Source organism: uncultured Thiohalocapsa sp., from assembly GCF_913062725.1.
In the GTDB taxonomy this organism is placed as follows: Bacteria; Pseudomonadota; Gammaproteobacteria; order Chromatiales; family Chromatiaceae; genus Thiohalocapsa.
On the sequence record NZ_CAJXWY010000023.1, the window covers coordinates 26,055 to 42,480 of the forward strand.

The 16,426-nt window shown below is 66.0% G+C and carries 15 protein-coding genes; 10 read left to right on the forward strand and 5 right to left on the reverse strand.

What is annotated here, in order from left to right; genetic code table 11:
* Window positions 1–26: 26 nt before the first annotated feature.
* The 4 genes from aroK to QZ588_RS08330 all read left to right on the forward strand — a co-directional run bounded on the left by aroK (window position 27) and on the right by QZ588_RS08330 (window position 8,361).
* Entirely contained in the window at window positions 27–551 is a 525-nt protein-coding gene (gene aroK, locus QZ588_RS08315; RefSeq protein ID WP_295541657.1) for a shikimate kinase AroK, read from the forward strand.
* A 49-nt stretch (window positions 552–600) separates the two neighbouring features.
* Window positions 601–1,701 (forward strand): 3-dehydroquinate synthase, encoded by a 1,101-nt coding sequence (gene aroB / locus QZ588_RS08320; RefSeq protein ID WP_295541706.1) that lies wholly within the window; start codon window positions 601–603, stop codon window positions 1,699–1,701.
* Window positions 1,702–2,196: 495 nt separating this feature from the next.
* The gene (gene gltB / locus QZ588_RS08325; RefSeq protein ID WP_295541659.1) at window positions 2,197–6,879 is read left to right on the forward strand and encodes a glutamate synthase large subunit; all 4,683 of its coding nucleotides are present in this window, start codon (window positions 2,197–2,199) and stop codon (window positions 6,877–6,879) included.
* A gap of 15 nt (window positions 6,880–6,894) precedes the next feature.
* The gene (locus QZ588_RS08330; RefSeq protein WP_295541662.1) at window positions 6,895–8,361 is read left to right on the forward strand and encodes a glutamate synthase subunit beta; all 1,467 of its coding nucleotides are present in this window, start codon (window positions 6,895–6,897) and stop codon (window positions 8,359–8,361) included.
* Between the two features lie 168 nt (window positions 8,362–8,529).
* Here the strand turns inward: QZ588_RS08330 and QZ588_RS08335 are convergent, their stop codons facing one another.
* A complete protein-coding gene (locus QZ588_RS08335) occupies window positions 8,530–8,730 on the reverse strand; it encodes a (2Fe-2S)-binding protein (RefSeq protein ID WP_295541664.1) in 201 nt (66 codons plus the stop codon).
* A 320-nt stretch (window positions 8,731–9,050) separates the two neighbouring features.
* Here QZ588_RS08335 and bfr (QZ588_RS08340) point away from each other — a divergent pair, with 320 nt between their 5' ends.
* Window positions 9,051–9,524 carry a bacterioferritin gene (bfr, locus tag QZ588_RS08340; protein WP_295541666.1) on the forward strand — a complete coding sequence of 158 codons (474 nt, stop codon included), beginning with the start codon at window positions 9,051–9,053 and terminating at the stop codon, window positions 9,522–9,524.
* A 2-nt stretch (window positions 9,525–9,526) separates the two neighbouring features.
* The gene (gene bfr, locus QZ588_RS08345) at window positions 9,527–10,015 is read left to right on the forward strand and encodes a bacterioferritin (protein ID WP_295541668.1); all 489 of its coding nucleotides are present in this window, start codon (window positions 9,527–9,529) and stop codon (window positions 10,013–10,015) included.
* Window positions 10,016–10,392: 377 nt separating this feature from the next.
* Here the strand turns inward: bfr (QZ588_RS08345) and QZ588_RS08350 are convergent, their stop codons facing one another.
* Entirely contained in the window at window positions 10,393–10,800 is a 408-nt protein-coding gene (locus QZ588_RS08350; protein ID WP_295541670.1) for a hypothetical protein, read from the reverse strand.
* A 36-nt stretch (window positions 10,801–10,836) separates the two neighbouring features.
* Entirely contained in the window at window positions 10,837–11,025 is a 189-nt protein-coding gene (locus QZ588_RS08355; protein WP_295541671.1) for a hypothetical protein, read from the reverse strand.
* Window positions 11,026–11,592: 567 nt separating this feature from the next.
* Here QZ588_RS08355 and QZ588_RS08360 point away from each other — a divergent pair.
* A complete protein-coding gene (locus tag QZ588_RS08360; protein ID WP_295541672.1) occupies window positions 11,593–11,943 on the forward strand; it encodes a hypothetical protein in 351 nt (116 codons plus the stop codon).
* Window positions 11,944–12,076: 133 nt separating this feature from the next.
* Window positions 12,077–12,274, forward strand: a complete 198-nt coding sequence (locus tag QZ588_RS08365; RefSeq protein WP_295541673.1) for a CPXCG motif-containing cysteine-rich protein — start codon at window positions 12,077–12,079, stop codon at window positions 12,272–12,274.
* Window positions 12,275–12,303: 29 nt separating this feature from the next.
* Here the strand turns inward: QZ588_RS08365 and QZ588_RS08370 are convergent, their stop codons facing one another.
* Together QZ588_RS08370 and QZ588_RS08375 are read right to left on the reverse strand one after the other, a co-directional pair.
* Window positions 12,304–12,489 carry a type II toxin-antitoxin system Phd/YefM family antitoxin gene (locus QZ588_RS08370; RefSeq protein ID WP_295541675.1) on the reverse strand — a complete coding sequence of 62 codons (186 nt, stop codon included), beginning with the start codon at window positions 12,487–12,489 and terminating at the stop codon, window positions 12,304–12,306.
* Window positions 12,490–12,668: 179 nt separating this feature from the next.
* On the reverse strand, window positions 12,669–13,781 hold the full coding sequence (locus tag QZ588_RS08375; RefSeq protein ID WP_366929546.1) for a quinone-dependent dihydroorotate dehydrogenase: 1,113 nt from the start codon (window positions 13,779–13,781) through the stop codon (window positions 12,669–12,671).
* A gap of 231 nt (window positions 13,782–14,012) precedes the next feature.
* On the opposite strand from QZ588_RS08375, the gene QZ588_RS08380 reads away from it, so the two are divergent.
* Window positions 14,013–15,374 carry a TrpB-like pyridoxal phosphate-dependent enzyme gene (locus tag QZ588_RS08380; RefSeq protein ID WP_295541676.1) on the forward strand — a complete coding sequence of 454 codons (1,362 nt, stop codon included), beginning with the start codon at window positions 14,013–14,015 and terminating at the stop codon, window positions 15,372–15,374.
* A gap of 124 nt (window positions 15,375–15,498) precedes the next feature.
* Window positions 15,499–16,350, forward strand: coding sequence for a LysM peptidoglycan-binding domain-containing protein (locus QZ588_RS08385; protein WP_295541678.1), 852 nt, complete (start codon window positions 15,499–15,501; stop codon window positions 16,348–16,350).
* Window positions 16,351–16,426 lie beyond the last annotated feature (76 nt).

A 16,426-nucleotide genomic window follows, 5' to 3' on the forward strand; every position in this document is an offset into this window, starting at 1 on the left:
CGCCAAATCTGGCATACCTTGTGGCTATGATACGACCACAGAACATCTTTCTTGTCGGCCCCATGGGCGCCGGCAAAAGCACCATCGGCCGCCAGCTCGCCCAGTCTCTGGGGTATGAGTTCCAGGACAGTGATCAAGAGATCCAGCGCCGCACCGGTGTGGACATCGCCACGATTTTCGAGTTCGAGGGCGAAGAGGGCTTCCGCAACCGCGAGCGCGCGGTCATCGAGGAACTGGCGCAGCAGGACAATATCGTGCTGGCCACCGGCGGCGGTGCCGTCATGGTGGCGGAGAACCGCCAGCAGCTCGCCGCCCGGGGCCTGGTGATCTACCTGCATTGCAGCCCGGAGCAGCAGCATGCGCGCACGTCGCGCGACCGCAGTCGTCCGCTGTTGGACACGGAAGACCCGCAGCAGCGGCTCAAGGACCTGATGACCGAGCGCGAGCCGGTGTATCGGCAAGTGGCGGATATGGTGGTCTCCACGGAGCGTCGTGGCACCTCGTCGGTGGTGAAAGAGATTCGCCGGCGGCTCGAAGAGGAAGATCTCTGACGTGCCCACCTCCACCCACGCGCTGGACGGGCGCGGTCGCGGGATCGCCGTGCGGCGGCTGCAAGTCGACCTCGGTGAGCGCGCCTACCCGATTCTCATTGGCTCCGGGCTCATCGCAGACTCGAGCAGCTACGAACCCTACGTGCGCGACCGGCAGGTGCTGGTGGTCAGCAACGACACCGTCGCTCCGCTGTATCTGAGCGTCGTGCAGCGGGCCCTGGCCAACCTGAGCTGCAGCACGGTGATCCTGCCCGACGGCGAGCGCCACAAGGACCTCGGCACGCTGAATCGCATCTTCGACACCCTGCTGCGCGAGCGCTTGGGGCGGGACGTCACCCTGATCGCCCTCGGCGGCGGTGTGGTCGGTGACATGGCGGGCTTCGCGGCGGCCTGCTATCAGCGCGGCGTCGACTTCATCCAGGTTCCGACCACGCTACTGGCGCAGGTGGACTCGTCGGTGGGCGGCAAGACAGGCGTAAACCACGCGCTCGGGAAGAACATGATCGGCGCCTTCCACCAGCCGCGCGCCGTCATTGCGGACACCGAGACGCTGAGCACCCTGCCAGACCGGGAGCTCGCCGCTGGATTGGCGGAGGTGGTGAAATACGGGCTCATACGCGATGCGGCCTTCTTCGACTGGCTCGAGGCGAACCGCGAGCGGCTGCTCGCCCGCGACGGCGATGCGCTGGCCGAGGCCATCGAGCGCTCCTGCCGCAACAAGGCTGCGGTTGTGGCCGCCGATGAGCGCGAGTCCGGGCAGCGGGCGCTGTTGAACCTCGGTCACACATTCGGTCATGCCATTGAAGCAGGCCTGGGCTACGGCGAGTGGCTCCACGGTGAGGCGGTGGCGGCGGGCATGGTGCTGGCCGCCGAGCTGTCCGCGCGCCTGGGTTGGCTCGCCGCCGCCGAGGTTGCGCGCACACGCGATTTGCTCGCCGGCTTCGGCCTGCCGGTGGACCCGCCCACCAGCCTGAGCGTCGAGCGCTGGCTCGCGCTGATGGCTGTGGACAAAAAAGTTCAGGGCGGTCGGCTGCGCCTGGTGCTGCTGCGAGGTATCGGTGCGGCTGTCGTCACGGCCGATTTCGACCCTGATGCGTTGCGGGCACTGCTGGCTGCGGTGGCGGCGCCTAAGGCTTCTGGCATGCTCTAGATGGCCGGGGACACGACCAAGTGTCGACGGGCAGTGGTGCATCCGGGCGCATGCGCAGTCCTTTGGCAGCGGGCAGTCGCGCTAGCACCAAAGCCGTGCATCGAGACACAAGACTGCCCCGCCCGAGTGCCATGCTCGCCGCCGAGGGGCGCCGGTCGCCGGCGGCGTACTGGCATAGTCCCTGCTTCGACGTTATGATGCTCGGCCCGGCGCTCGGTCGTGACTTGCGGTGATGGCAGATGCCGGGCCGCTCGCCGCCTCCGACCCCACCGATGGCCGCAGCCGACGCCGCCCCAGGGTCTGCGTCAGCGAGCCATTGCCCGGGCGGCCTTCGTCAGGCGCCGAGCACAGCCGGCCAGTCAAAACCGCGGACGCTGCGGACGGTATTTCACCCGCGAGCGGAACTTCCCGGCGCGCAAGCCGACTGATCTGCGAATCACACACCACCCGTCGGGTCCGTTAACCGATCACCAGGCGACTACGAGGTCCTCCGTCATGAACCTTCGTGCCTATCCAGCGGCGCAGGGGCTCTACGACCCCGCCAACGAGCGCGACGCCTGCGGCGTCGGCTTCGTCTGCGATATCCACAATCGCAAGAGCCATCGCATCGTCCGGCAGGGCCTCGAGATCCTGGAACGCCTGACGCATCGCGGTGCCGTGGGCGCCGACCCCAAGGCCGGCGACGGCGCCGGCATCCTGGTCCAGATCCCGGATGAGTTCTTCCGGGCCAAGGCGGGCTTCGAGCTGCCAGCAGCCGGTCACTACGGCGTCGGCATGGTCTTCCTGCCGCAGGATGCGAGCGCCCGGGCAGACATGGAGGAGACGGTCCAGCGCCGACTCGAAGAGGGCGGTCAAACCGTGCTCGGCTGGCGCGACGTGCCGGTGGACAACTCAGACCTCGGCGAGAGCGTCCTGCCCTCCGAGCCCGTGGTGCGCCAGATCTTCGTCGCCTGCGGCGACAACTGTCCGGATCAGGACGCCTTCGAGCGCAAGCTTTTCGTCATCCGTAAGCACATGGACAACGAAATCCGCGCCGCGGGCTATGACAAGACGGCGTACTACGTCGCCTCCATGTCGTCGCGCACCATCAACTACAAGGGCATGCTGCTGGCGACCCAGGTGGGTAACTACTACCTCGACCTGCAGGACGAGCGCTTCGCCTCGGCCCTGGCGCTGGTGCACCAGCGTTTCTCCACCAACACCTTCCCGACCTGGGATCTGGCCCAGCCATTCCGTATGATCTGCCACAACGGCGAGATCAACACCCTGCGCGGCAACGTCAATTGGATGGCGGCACGCCGCCACACCATGCGCTCGGAAGTGCTGGGGGAGGATCTGGACAGCATTTGGCCGCTGATCCCCGAGGGCCAGTCCGATTCCGCCTGCTTCGACAACGCCCTGGAGCTGCTCGTGATGGGGGGCTATTCGTTGGCCCACGCCATGATGCTGCTGGTTCCGGAGGCGTGGTCCGGCAACCATCTCATGGACGAGAAGCGCCGCGCGTTCTACGAGTATCACGCGGCGCTGATGGAGCCCTGGGATGGCCCCGCCGCCGTGGCCTTCACCGACGGTCGCCAGATCGGCGCCACGCTGGACCGAAACGGACTGCGCCCGGCGCGATACCTGGTGACACACGATGGCATGGTGGTCATGGGCTCGGAGATGGGCGTGCTGGACATCGCCGAGGAGCGTATCGCCAAGAAGTGGCGCCTGCAGCCCGGTCGCATGTTCCTGATCGATCTGGAGCAGGGCCGCATCATCGATGACGACGAGCTGAAAGCCGAGCTCGCCGATGCCAAGCCCTACCGCGAGTGGCTGCACCGGACCCAGATCCACCTCGACTCCCTGCCGACGGACGTGGCCCCCATGGCGCCCGAGGCGAATGTGCTGCTGGATGCCCAGCAGGCCTTCGGCTACAGCCAGGAGGACATCAAGTTCCTGCTGACGCCCATGGTGGTCTCAGGACAGGAGGCGATCGGCTCCATGGGCGCCGACAACCCGCCATCGGTGCTCTCGTCGCGCTCCAAGCACCTGTCCACCTACTTCAAGCAGAATTTCGCCCAGGTCACGAATCCGCCCATCGACCCCATCCGCGAAGAGCTGGTGATGTCGCTGGTGTCGCTCATCGGTCCGCGCCCGAATCTGCTGGGCCTCAATGAAGCGGGCCAACACTGGCGCCTGGAGGTCAACCAGCCCATCCTCACGAACGAGGATCTGGAGCGCATCCGCCATATCCAGGACAACTCCGGCGGTGCCTTCCGCACCGAGACCCTGCACATGGTCTATCCGGCCGGTGAGGGGGCCGTGGGCATGGGGCCGGCGTTGGATCGACTCTGCCAAGAGGCGGAGCAGGCGGTGCTGGAGGGGCATAACATCCTGATCTTGTCCGATCGCCACACCAACGCCGATTACGTGCCCATCCCGGCGCTGCTGGCCACCTCCGCCGTGCATCATCATCTGATTCGCCAGGGGCTGCGCACCAGCTCGGGGCTGGTGGTGGAGACCGGGGCCGCGCTGGAAGTGCACCACTTCGCCACGCTGGCGGGCTACGGCGCCGAGGCCATCAATCCTTATCTCGCCTTCGACACCATCGCCTCGCTCCTGGACAGGCTGCCACACGATGGCGGCAAGCCTCGGTTCGAGGAAGTTCAGTCACGCTACATCAAGGCTGTCGGCAAGGGCCTGAAGAAGGTCATGTCGAAGATGGGCATCAGCACCTTCCAGAGCTACTGCGGCGCGCAGATCTTCGACGCGGTGGGACTCAACCGCGAGTTCGTGGCCAAGTACTTCACCGGTACCGCCAGCATGGTGGAGGGCATCGGCCTGGCCGAGGTGGCCGAGGAAGCCGTACGCTGGCACCAGCGCGGCTATGGCAACGAGCAGATTCTGCGCAAGCACTTGGACGTGGGTGGTGACTACGCCTACCGCCTGCGCGGCGAGGACCACGTCTGGTCCCCCGAGACCATCTCCAAGCTCCAGCACGCGACGCGCGCCAACGACGCCAAGACCTTCGCCGAATACTCCAAGCTCATCAACGAGCAGAGTGAGAAGCTGCTGACTTTCCGCGGGCTGATGGAGCTCAAGTGGGCCGATGAACCCGTACCGCTGGCGGAGGTCGAGCCGGCATCGGAGATCGTCAAGCGTTTCGCCACCGGCGCCATGTCCTTCGGCTCCATCAGCTACGAGGCGCACTCGACACTGGCCAAGGCCATGAACCGGATCGGGGGCAAGTCCAACACCGGCGAAGGGGGTGAGGAGCCCGAGCGCTTCCTGCCGCTGCCGGACGGCTCCCGCAACCCCGAGCGCTCCGCCATCAAGCAGGTGGCCTCCGGGCGTTTTGGCGTGACCGTGGAATACCTGGTCAATGCCGACGACATCCAGATCAAGATCGCCCAGGGCGCCAAGCCCGGCGAGGGCGGCCAGCTGCCGGGCCACAAGGTCAACGCGCAGATCGCGCGCGTGAGACATTCCACGCCGGGCGTGGGCCTCATCTCACCGCCGCCGCACCACGACATCTATTCCATCGAAGACCTGGCGCAGCTGATCCACGACCTCAAGAACGCCAATCCCAAGGCGCGGATTTCCGTCAAGCTGGTCTCCGAGGTCGGCGTCGGCACCGTCGCCGCCGGCGTCTCCAAGGCCCACGCAGACCACGTGACCATCGCCGGCTACGACGGCGGCACCGGCGCCAGTCCGCTCACGTCCATCAAGCACGCCGGCAGCCCGTGGGAGATCGGCCTCGCCGAGACCCACCAGACCCTGGTGCTCAACCGCCTGCGCGGGCGTATCGCGGTGCAGGTGGACGGTGGCATGCGCACCGGCCGCGACGTGGTCATCGGCGCATTGCTGGGCGCCGATGAGTTCGGCTTTGCGACGGCGCCGCTGATCGTCGAGGGCTGCATCATGATGCGCAAGTGCCACTTGAACACCTGCCCGGTGGGTGTGGCCACGCAGGATCCGGAGCTACGCAAGAAGTTCACCGGCCAGCCGGAGCACGTGGTGAATTTCTTCTTCTTCGTCGCCGAAGAGGTGCGCCAGCTCCTCGCCAGGCTCGGCTTCCGAACCCTGAACGAGGCCGTTGGCCAGATGGACCGCCTGGAGATGCGCCATGCCATCGCGCACTGGAAGGCCAAGGGGCTCGACTTCTCGCGCATCCTCACCAAACCGCACGTGCCGGACGACGTCGCGCACTACAACTGCGAGACCCAAGACCACGGGCTCGACAAGGCGCTGGATCACAAGCTCATCCAGGCGGCCGAGCCGGCCCTCGAGCGCGGCGAGCCGGTGCGCATCGAGACCGAGGTCAAGAATTTCAACCGCACCGTCGGTACCATGCTTTCGGGCCGTGTGGCGGAGCGTTACGGCCACGTCGGTCTGCCGGACGACACCATCTACATCAAGGCCCGTGGCATCGGCGGCCAGTCCTTCGGTGCCTGGCTCGCGCACGGTGTGACCATCGAGCTGACGGGAGAAGCCAACGACTATGTCGGCAAGGGACTTTCCGGCGGGCGGCTGATCATCTATCCACCCGCGGACTCGGGTATCGACAAGGCCGAGGACAACATCATCGTCGGCAACACTGTGCTCTACGGCGCCATCGGCGGTGAGGTCTACTTCCGCGGCGTCGCCGGCGAGCGCTTCTGCGTGCGTAACTCCGGCGCCACCGCGGTGGTCGAGGGCGTTGGCGACCACGGCTGCGAGTACATGACCGGCGGCGTCATGGTTTGTCTGGGCCCCACCGGCCGCAACTTCGCCGCCGGCATGTCGGGTGGCGTCGCCTATGTGCTGGACGCGGACGGCACCTTCGCCGAGCACTGTAACCAGGCCATGGTGAATCTGGAGCCCGTCCCCGCCGAGGACGCAGCGCTCGAGCATCTCGACCACCAGCGTGGCGATCTGGAATCCCACGGCTTCGTGGACGTGAGCCACGACATGACGCGCTTCGACGAGATCCGCCTGAAACAGCTGATCGTCAAGCACAAGCACTACACCAACTCGGACGTGGCCAAGACCATCCTCGATGACTGGGAGCGCAGGCGTACCCAGTTCGTCAAAGTCATGCCGGTGGACTACCGCCGGGCGCTGGAGGCCATGCAGGCCCAGCAGAGTCGCCCGCCGGGTGCGGCCACGCCGAATCTGTCCAAGCCGACCCTAACCAAGCCTTCGCGGCAATCCTGAAGGAGGGCATGAGCCATGGGTAAGCCAACCGGATTCATGGAATACGAGCGCGCCGAGATGGCCTACGAGCCGGCGGCGGATCGAGTCGTGCACTACAACGAGTTCGTGTTGCCGCCGTCCGACGAAGCGATGGCCATCCAGGGTGCGCGCTGTATGGACTGCGGCATTCCCTATTGCCACCAGGGCTGTCCGGTGAACAACATCATTCCGGACTGGAACGACCTGGTGTATCAGAACGACTGGGCGTCGGCCATCGAGGTGCTGCACAGCACCAACAACTTCCCGGAGTTCACCGGGCGCATCTGTCCGGCACCCTGCGAGGCGGCCTGCACCCTCAACATCGACGACAAGCCGGTGGCCATCAAGGCCATCGAGCGCGCCATTGCCGACAAGGCCTGGGACGAAGGCTGGGTGCGCCCGCAGGTGCCTGAGCACCGCACCGGTAAGCACATCGCCGTGGTGGGCTCCGGTCCCGCCGGACTCGCCTGTGCCCAGCAGCTGGCACGCGCCGGGCACGCCGTGTCCTTGTACGAAAAGGAAGACCGCATCGGCGGCCTGCTGCGCTACGGCATCCCGGACTTCAAGCTCGCCAAGAAGATGATCGATCGGCGCATGGCACAGATGCGCACCGAGGGCGTGGAGTTCCACACCCATTGCCACATCGGTGTCGACATCCCCATAGAACAGCTCATGGCAGAGCACGACGCCGTGGTGCTCGCCGGTGGCTCCGAGAAGCCCCGCGACCTGGACGTCCCCGGGCGCAGCTACGACGGCATCCACTTCGCCATGGATTTCCTGCGCGCCAACTCCAAGCGCGTGCAGGGCGTGCATGTGCCGGACGAGGACTTCATCAGCGCCAACGACAAGCATGTCATCGTCATCGGCGGCGGTGATACCGGCTCCGACTGCATCGGCACCAGCAACCGCCATGGCGCCAGATCCATCACCCAGATCGAGATCCTGGACAAGCCGCCGGAGAAGGAGGACAAGGGCCTTACCTGGCCCGACTGGCCGCACAAGCTGCGCACCTCCAGCAGCCAGGAAGAAGGCTGCGAGCGGCATTGGAACGTGCTCACCAAGTCCTTCGATCACGATGGCGATGGCAACGTCAAAGCCCTGAACTATGTGTTGGTACGCTGGGATAAGGACACGCACGGACGCTGGCAGATGACCGAGGTCCCGGGCAGCGAGGGTCACTTCGAGGCCGACCTGGTGCTGCTCGCCATGGGCTTCGTCCACCCGGTGCACGAGGGCATGCTGGCGGAGCTGCGAGCGGCAAAAGGACTGGAGCTGGACGGCCGTGGCAACGTCAAGGGCAGCACCGAGGGCCCGAAGGCTTACTACACCAACGTCGACGGTGTCTTCACGGCGGGCGATATGCGCCGCGGACAGTCGCTGGTGGTCTGGGCCATCCGCGAGGGCAGACAGTGCGCGCGTGCCGTGGACGAGTGGCTGATGGGGACGACCGACCTACCGCGATGAGCTCGGAAGATGGTGACCCCTCTTGGGGGATCCGGTATGAAAAAAGCGGCCTTTGGCCGCTTTTTTTGGTTGGATGATTGCGGTACGGCGCTGGCACCATTAGGCTCGGCCATGTCGTTCTGCGGTCCCCCCGGGCCGGGCGCCGCAACGCGACACCGCCGGTCGGGCTCAGGCGGCGACGCGATGCAACTGCTGGTCGGGGCGCGCGGCCGTGGCGTCGTTGAGCATCCGCTGGGCACACTCGGCGCAGCGCCCGCAGCAGGTGGCGACCTTGAGCCTGCGCTGCAGGCACTCCATGGAGTGCGCGCCGTTCTCGCAGGCCGTACGGATTTGGCTGTCGGTGACCTTATTGCAGACACAAACGTACATGGCAGGGCAATACTAGTGGATGATTGATGACACACCGACGGTAACAGAAAAAAGAATGATTCGCAATAATGTTTTTATGATTTTGGTCAATGCTTTTGAAAACAGGTGGTTGTGCGCGCGAGACCTCGATCACCCTGCGCAGGGTACCGCGACGGCCTGGCAAACCTGGTGATGCTCTTGATTACTGTTGGGACAGCAGCATGTCGCGTGCCAAGGCGGGGATCATGTCGGCGGCGGATGCATCAGGTCCGCCCCGCTGGCATCCTGAGCACTTGATCAACACAACATCAACGTCATGACAACGACCGGAGAACCGCGCAGTGCAAGGCGACAATCCGATTCTGCAAGCCCTCAATGGGTGCCTCAAAGATCAGCTGACGGCAATCAACCAGCTCTTTCTGCATGCGCGGATGGCTAAGAACTGGGGTCTGAACGGACTCAACGACTACGAGTACAAGCGCTCGATCAAAGCCATGAAGATGGCCGATGACCTGATCGAGCGCATCCTCTTCCTGGAGGGTTTGCCAAACCTGCAGGATTTGGGCAAGCTCCTCATCGGCGAGAACGTACCGGAGATGTTGGGGGGCGATCTCTCCATGCTGAGCGTCATGCGCGGCAATCTACTGGATGCCGTGAAGCTGTGCGAAGACCGCAGAGATTATGTGAGCCGCGATGAGCTCACCGAGATTCTGGAAGAGGTGGAGGAGCACATCGACTGGATCGAGTCCCAGCAGTGGCTGATCGACAATACCGGGCTTGAGAATTATCTGCAGGCCATGATGGAGGGGGCGTGATCATGCAAGGTAGTCAACATGTGCTCGCACACCTGCAGGCCTTGCTCAACTGCGAGCTCGCCGCCCGGGATCAGTACCTGGGTCATGCCCGCAAATTCCGCGATTGGGGCTTATTCAAGCTCGCCGAGCACTTGGAGCACGAGCTCCAGGAAGAGGCCGAGCACGCCGACAAGCTCATCGAGCGCATGCTATTCCTGGAAGCGGAGCCGGATTTCAACCAGCGGGACAAGGTCAACATCGGTAACAACGTCGCGGAGATGCTGCGGCTGGACCTGGACGTCGAGTACCGGGTCGCGGGTGCGCTGAAGGAGGCCATCGCCACCTGCGAAGCCGAGCAGGACTATGAAACCCGCACGATCCTCATCCAGCTCCTCGACGACACCGAGATGGACCATGCCTGGTGGCTGGAGCAGCAACTGCGACGCATCCAGCTGATGGGTGTTCAAAACTATCTCCAGTCGCAGATGGGCGCGCACGGGCAGGGCGCCTGAGATTTGGTGGCTGACCTGACCGGCTCGGGCGCCGAGGCCCGTGTCCCGGTCGCCGGGGAAGCCGCCGCAGCGCGTCATCAATATGGACGTCCCGCGGTGTGGCGCCGGAGTCCCTGTGGGGCCGATCAATGCCCGGGCTGAGACCATGCTCGTGGCCATGCCCCGTCGCCGGATCGTCTGGTCGCCATCTCGCATCGCATGTCATGCCCATGCGCGTCGGCACGCCTGATCCGCCACCCCGGGTCGACCTGCACCGATGAGCCGCCACTGGCAGCGGCGCAGGTCAATGCGCCGATGGCGTGCAATGTCGGGTGGCTGCCCGGCTTTGGGCGGCCTCGCGGTATCCGTCGTTGCGCCCTTTTCGTGTGGTGTGCGGCTCAGAGGGGGAGCAAGCTCGTCAACACAAGTAGCAGCAGGCCGACGATGCCAAGCCAGTCGAAGAGTCGTTGCCAGCGTCGATGCTTGTGGTGCAAGCGAGCAGTGGCCGCACGCCACGCCGGACTCGCCGCCAGCGCTGGGGCGAGGTAGGTGCGCTGGTGCTGTAGCTCGATGGCATCCAGCGCAGCGGCGGCCTCCACCATGTCGGCGCGGTACGCGCGCCGGTTCGCATCCAGCAGGTGGCGGCGAAGATCCGCGTGAAAATGCATCATCGCCGCATCCAAGTCCCAAAAATACGCGACAATCGCGACGCCTTCGGGCGCCTCGGCCATGATGTCCGCCTCTTCCAGGCAAATGACCCTGGGTGTGCTCCCGCAGGGCGCGATATAGAGATAACCGGCTCGCATGAGGCCCGTCGCTGTCTTGCAAAACCTGGGTGTCGCCTACGCCAGTCGAGCCTGGCATTCCCGGTTGGCGATGTGAATCAGTTCCATCACCTCGCGGGCCAGCGGCAGGGGTTCCGTGGGGACATAACCTTGGCCCTGGGACCAGGCCTCCTCCGCCTCTGCGGCCATGCCGTGAAAGCCCTGTCGGCAAAGCTCCCAAACGGCTTTGTCTTGATACGTCGTCATGTTGCTGCCCCCTCATCGATGCAATTCCCAGGGCTCGGCGGATTACCGAATGCGAACAGCCGCCGAGCCTTACCGGTACGGCCTTAGCGTAGCCATTGTGTATGAAAATTTTGTGTGTGCCCCAGGTTGCGCCACCACCGGTTCCGCCGCCGCTGGTTGCCATGCGCCGCTGTCAGGGCCTCGACAACCCCGACGCGATGCCCGACGGCGTTGGCACGAGCGGCAGGACCGTCGCGCGCGTTAGCGGTTGTCGGCCGTCCCCCGCCGATATGGTATCGCGCTGAGCAACACCGTCGTTTTCAGGCTACAACATCAGCATAGTCGATGGTTGCGGACGCACCATTGGTAAATACCGGATTCTGCGTAAGCGCTCACCCCGCGAAGTCTCCAGGATCCACCCAAGCAGCAGCTGCCAGCGGCCTGTTGTCAGAGCACCACATGTGCTCATCGTGCGACGGAAATCCCCGCTGTGCGCGCGCCCGCATCCCATCGCCGGCCCGCGGGCATTGATTCCAATCTACGAAAGCAATACCTACCGCCCAGCACGGATTAGGAGCCGCACCGTCAGTGAACACATCAGACATACCGCAAGGAGTCGTGCCCCTCGGCGTCGTGCTCGCCGGCGTCGCTTTCGCCTTCGGCTCAGCCGTTGTGCCCCACTTCGACTCAGCCCACCGTCTGCTGGCACTGCCTTTCGGCATCGGGGTGGCGCTCTACGCCCTGTATGGAGTCGTCGCCGCCCTGGTGCCCCAATCACTGGCTGATCGGCTGGGATTGCGTATCCTTGGCCTGCATGTCGCGATGGGTGTTTTGCTACGCGCATCCATCGACGTCCGTATCGTGGAAGGCTGGCTTGTCCTCGTGCCAGCTCTGTTGATGGTGTATCTGTTGGCCGACGTCTACCTGCGGCGGGCATGACATGTTTTGCACCTGAGCGTACAACACCGACGACGCCCTCCCCGGGGCGCTCCGCGCCGTTGTCTGCAAACCACTGAATTCAGCGAGCCGTGGCCCCGAACGACGGTGGCCGGGCCACTTTGGCGGATGCTTCATGGAAGCCTTGCAAGTGTGCGTGCAGCAATGCCCCTGGTGCGGCGAGCTCATCGAGCTCACCGTCGATTGCAGCTACGGCGATCACGTCTATGTTGAGGACTGTAGTGTCTGCTGCGCGCCCATCGAAGTGACAATACGTTTTACCGGGGCGGACCCGGTGTCGCCGCGGGTGGACCTGCGGCGGGAGAATGAATGACTCCGGCGATGCCCGGGCGCGACCGGCGCTCAATCGCCGTAGAACGCCTCTTCGACCTCTGCCGCCGGCACTTCCTGATCTGAGTCTCGTTCGATCCGCACCAGTCGTGCAACAGGGTGCCCATCCTGACTCAGCGTAATGACCTCTCCCCGGCGCACGCGCTCGATGAGCTCGTCGAGGTGCGCTGTGGCGTAGTCGGTGGTTACGGTCTGCATAGCGTCTTCTCGTTGTTGTGCGGCGCGGCGCCCCGGGGCAGCGCCGACAGCCTCGCTGCGATGCGGCGACGGCGCCGCTGCGCGGCTGGATATGGGGCCGGCGCCCGCGGATACAGCTGTAGCCCCGCCGCCACCGGCGACACCACGAGCGGCCGTACGGACTCGCCATCCGGGCGCACCTATCGCGCGGTTGCCAGTCCCCTCAACAGGGTCCGCGGGAGCGCGGGCCCGCCGTAGATCAGCCCGGTATACAGTTGAATCAGGTCGGCGCCGGCCGCGAGCTTGGCGTTGGCGCTGGCGGCGTCCATGACGCCGCCGACGCCGATGAGGACCGGGCTGCTGCCGAGGGACTCCCGTAGCAGCCGCAGCAAAGCGGTGCTGCGCGCGAACAGTGGTGCCCCGGAGAGCCCGCCGCTCATGCCCGCGGTAGCCGTGGTGGCGGTGCTGAAGTCCACGGTCGTATTGCTGACCACCAGCCCGGCGCAGCCCGCCTGCAGTGCCGCCCGGGCACAGGCGAGGGCATCGGCATCGGCGAGATCGGGTGCGAGCTTCACCAACAGCGGCCGCGGTCGCGCGAGCGTTTGGTTCGGCGTCTGCACCGCATCGACGATGCCCCGCAGCTGATCCACCGATTGCAGATCCCGCAGCCCCGGCGTGTTGGGACTGGAGACGTTGACCACCACGAAATCCGCCAGCTCGCCCAGGCGCTCGAAGCTGCGCCGATAGTCGGCGGCGGCGTCCGCCGCCGGCGTGGCTTTGGATTTGCCAATGTTGATGGCGAGCGGCACCCGCAGCGTCTCCTGCTGGCGCAGGCGCTCGATACGCGTCGCCACCACGTCGGCGCCATCGTTCGGAAAGCCCATGCGGTTGATGAGCGCGCCGTCCGGCGGCAGACGGAACACCCGCGGGCGCGGATTGCCGGGCTGGCGCAGCGCGGTTACCGTGCCCACCTCAACGAAGCCGAAGCCCAATGCCTGCCAAAAGCCGAGCGCTTCGGCGTCCTTGTCGACGCCGGCGGCGAGGCCGAGTGGATTCGGGAAGTCCAGTCCCATGACGCGGGTCGCCAGTGTTGCTGACCCGGCCACATCCGAGCCGGCGTGGCGGCGACCTGACGGCGCCGTCAGGGCTGCAGGCAGCAGGCGCGCCAGCAGCAGGCCGAGCTGGTGGGCGCGCTCGGCCTCCAGGCGAAACAGCAGTGGTCGCAGGATGCGCCAGAGGCCGATGGCAGGTGGCGGGACCGAAGACGGGCTCAGAGCGGGTACCGGGTGGCTAGTGGACGGGTCACCCGCCACTTTCGCACAATGCGAGCGCGACGGTCTACCAGTGTGGCGCAGCACTCGGCGCCGGGCTGGCGCATGGCCGGCGGCGGCCGCCGCCGATGTCCGTTGCGTGCAAATCATTGCCCCAGGTCGGTGTTTGGGGCCTGTTGACATGGCAAACTAGGGTGATTTGCAGGCGCCCGCCTGAGGTGCCGTCGCCCGCGCAGACCGGCGCATTGCCGCCCCCCGGAGGTCACCCTACAAATGAGCGATCGCGTCAAGTTCCTGCTCGACGAAGAGCACCTGCCCACCCATTGGTACAACATCAGCGCCGACTTGCCGGAGCCGCTGGCGCCGGTGCTGCATCCGGGCACGAAACAGCCGGTGACGGCGGACGACCTGGCGCCTATCTTTCCGCGGGCGGTGATCGAGCAGGAGATGTCCACCGAGCGCGACGTGGAGATCCCCGGCCCCGTGCGCGACGTCTATCGCCAGTGGCGCCCGGCGCCGCTGTTTCGCGCGCGTCGCCTGGAGCGGGCGCTGGGCACACCGGCGCGCATCTACTACAAATACGAGGGCGTCAGCCCCGCCGGTAGCCACAAGCCCAACACCGCCATCGCCCAGGCCTTCTACAACAAGGCCGAAGGCGTCAAGCGCATCACCACCGAGACCGGCGCCGGCCAATGGGGCTCGTCGCTGGCGCTCGCCGGCAGCTTCTTCGGCCTCGAGATCGTGGTGTTCATGGTGCGGGTCAGCTTCGACGGCAAACCCTACCGACGCGCCTACATGGAAACCCTGGGCGCCCAGTGCATCGCGAGCCCCAGCGACCAGACCGAATCGGGCCGCGCCATCCTCGCCGAGCATCCCGATAGCACTGGCAGCCTAGGCATCGCCATCAGCGAGGCCGTAGAGATGGCCGTGCAGCGCGAGGACACCCGCTATGCGCTCGGCTCGGTGCTCAACCATGTGCTGCTGCACCAGACCGTCACCGGGCTCGAATCATTGCAGCAGATGGCCATGGCCGATGACTATCCCGACCTGGTCATCGGCTGCACCGGTGGCGGCAGCAACTTCGCAGGGCTGGCCTTTCCCTTCCTGCGCGAGAAATGGCGGCGCGGGCTCGACACCGAATTCATCGCCGTGGAGCCGTCCGCTTGCCCGACCCTCACCAAGGGGGCCTTCGCCTACGACTATGGCGACACCGCACATCTGACACCGCTGGTGAAGATGTACACCCTGGGCTCGGGCTTCGTGCCCCCGGGCTTCCATGCCGGCGGGCTGCGCTACCATGGCATGGCGCCGCAGATCAGCCACCTCGCCAAGCTCGGGCACATTGCGCCGCGCAGCTACAATCAGTTGGAGTGTTTCGCCGCGGGCATTCAGTTCGCCAAAGCCGAGGGTATTCTGCCGGCGCCGGAAGCCAACCATGCCGTCAAAGCCGCCATCCATGAGGCGGAGCGCTGCCGAGCGTCCGGCGCGTCCAAGGCTATCCTGTTCAACCTCTGCGGCCATGGCCACTTCGACATGCAGGCCTACATCGACTACAACGCGGGCAAATTGGCGGACCTTGCGTATGACGATACCGAAGTGGCCATGGCGCTCGCCGGGCTGCCCTCCGGCTGCTGAGCCGGTGTCTGCGCCCGCAGCCCTATCCACCCCCGCGCACCCCAAGGGGCGCCACCGAACGGAGGACAGACGCGTGACTCGCATTGCAGCTCTTGCCGTGGCAGGAGGCAGGCGGCGAGCCCGCTTGACCACCGCCGCGCGTGCGCTCATGGCCCCCGCCGCCCTCGCGGCCGCCTGCCTGCTGACAGTTGTTGCGCCGCCGCCGAGCCACGCCGCCGGCGAGGCCGGTGCTGCCGCCGAGCCCGCCGCCACCGGCCCCGCGGTCTCCGCTACGGAGCCGGTGTCGACGCCGGATGCGGCCGAGGACCTCAGGGCGCTGCGGGCAGAGCTGGCGCGCACCCGGCGGGCACAGGCCCAAGCCGAAGCCCGGGTGGCGGAGCTGGAGGCGATCCTGACGCAGCAGGACGAGCGCCGCCAGTCCACCGCCATGGAGCATACCGCCCAGCTCAATGCCGCGGAGCTGCGTACGCGCGAGCACAAGCAGCGGCTCTTGGATGCCGAGGCGCGTATCCGGGCGCTCGAGGACCAACTCGCCGAGCGCGACGAGCGCATTGCGGCGCTGCAAGAGGCCGCTGCTGCTGCGCGAGAGACGTTGCGTGAGCGCCTGGAGGCCGTGCGTGCCCGTCTGCCCGCGGCGGAGGGGGGCAGCCTCACGGCTGCGCAGGCCAGACGGCAGGCCGAGGCGGATGCGCGCTATCTGAAGACGCTGGTGGAGGACGCGCTCGGTATCGATAACCCCCGCCTGTGGGGCGACGTGCGCAGCGCCGAAAACGCGCTGCACCGCAGCCAGTTCCTGCTCGCCCGCGCCGACAACGCCCGCACCGTCTACCGGGTGCGCCCGGGCGACAGCCTGCGCCAGGTGAGTCTGCTGTTTTATGGCACCGGCGAGCGCTGGACCGAGCTCTTCGAGGCCAATCGTCACGTCCTGCAAGCGCCTGAGCAACTGCTCCCCGGCCTCACGCTGGTGGTGCCCTGAGGCTCATCTCTTCTGTCGAGACTCCCTCTGGGTGCGATCCAGCCCCTGTCCTTCAGGTGCGCTGCCAAAGGGTCCC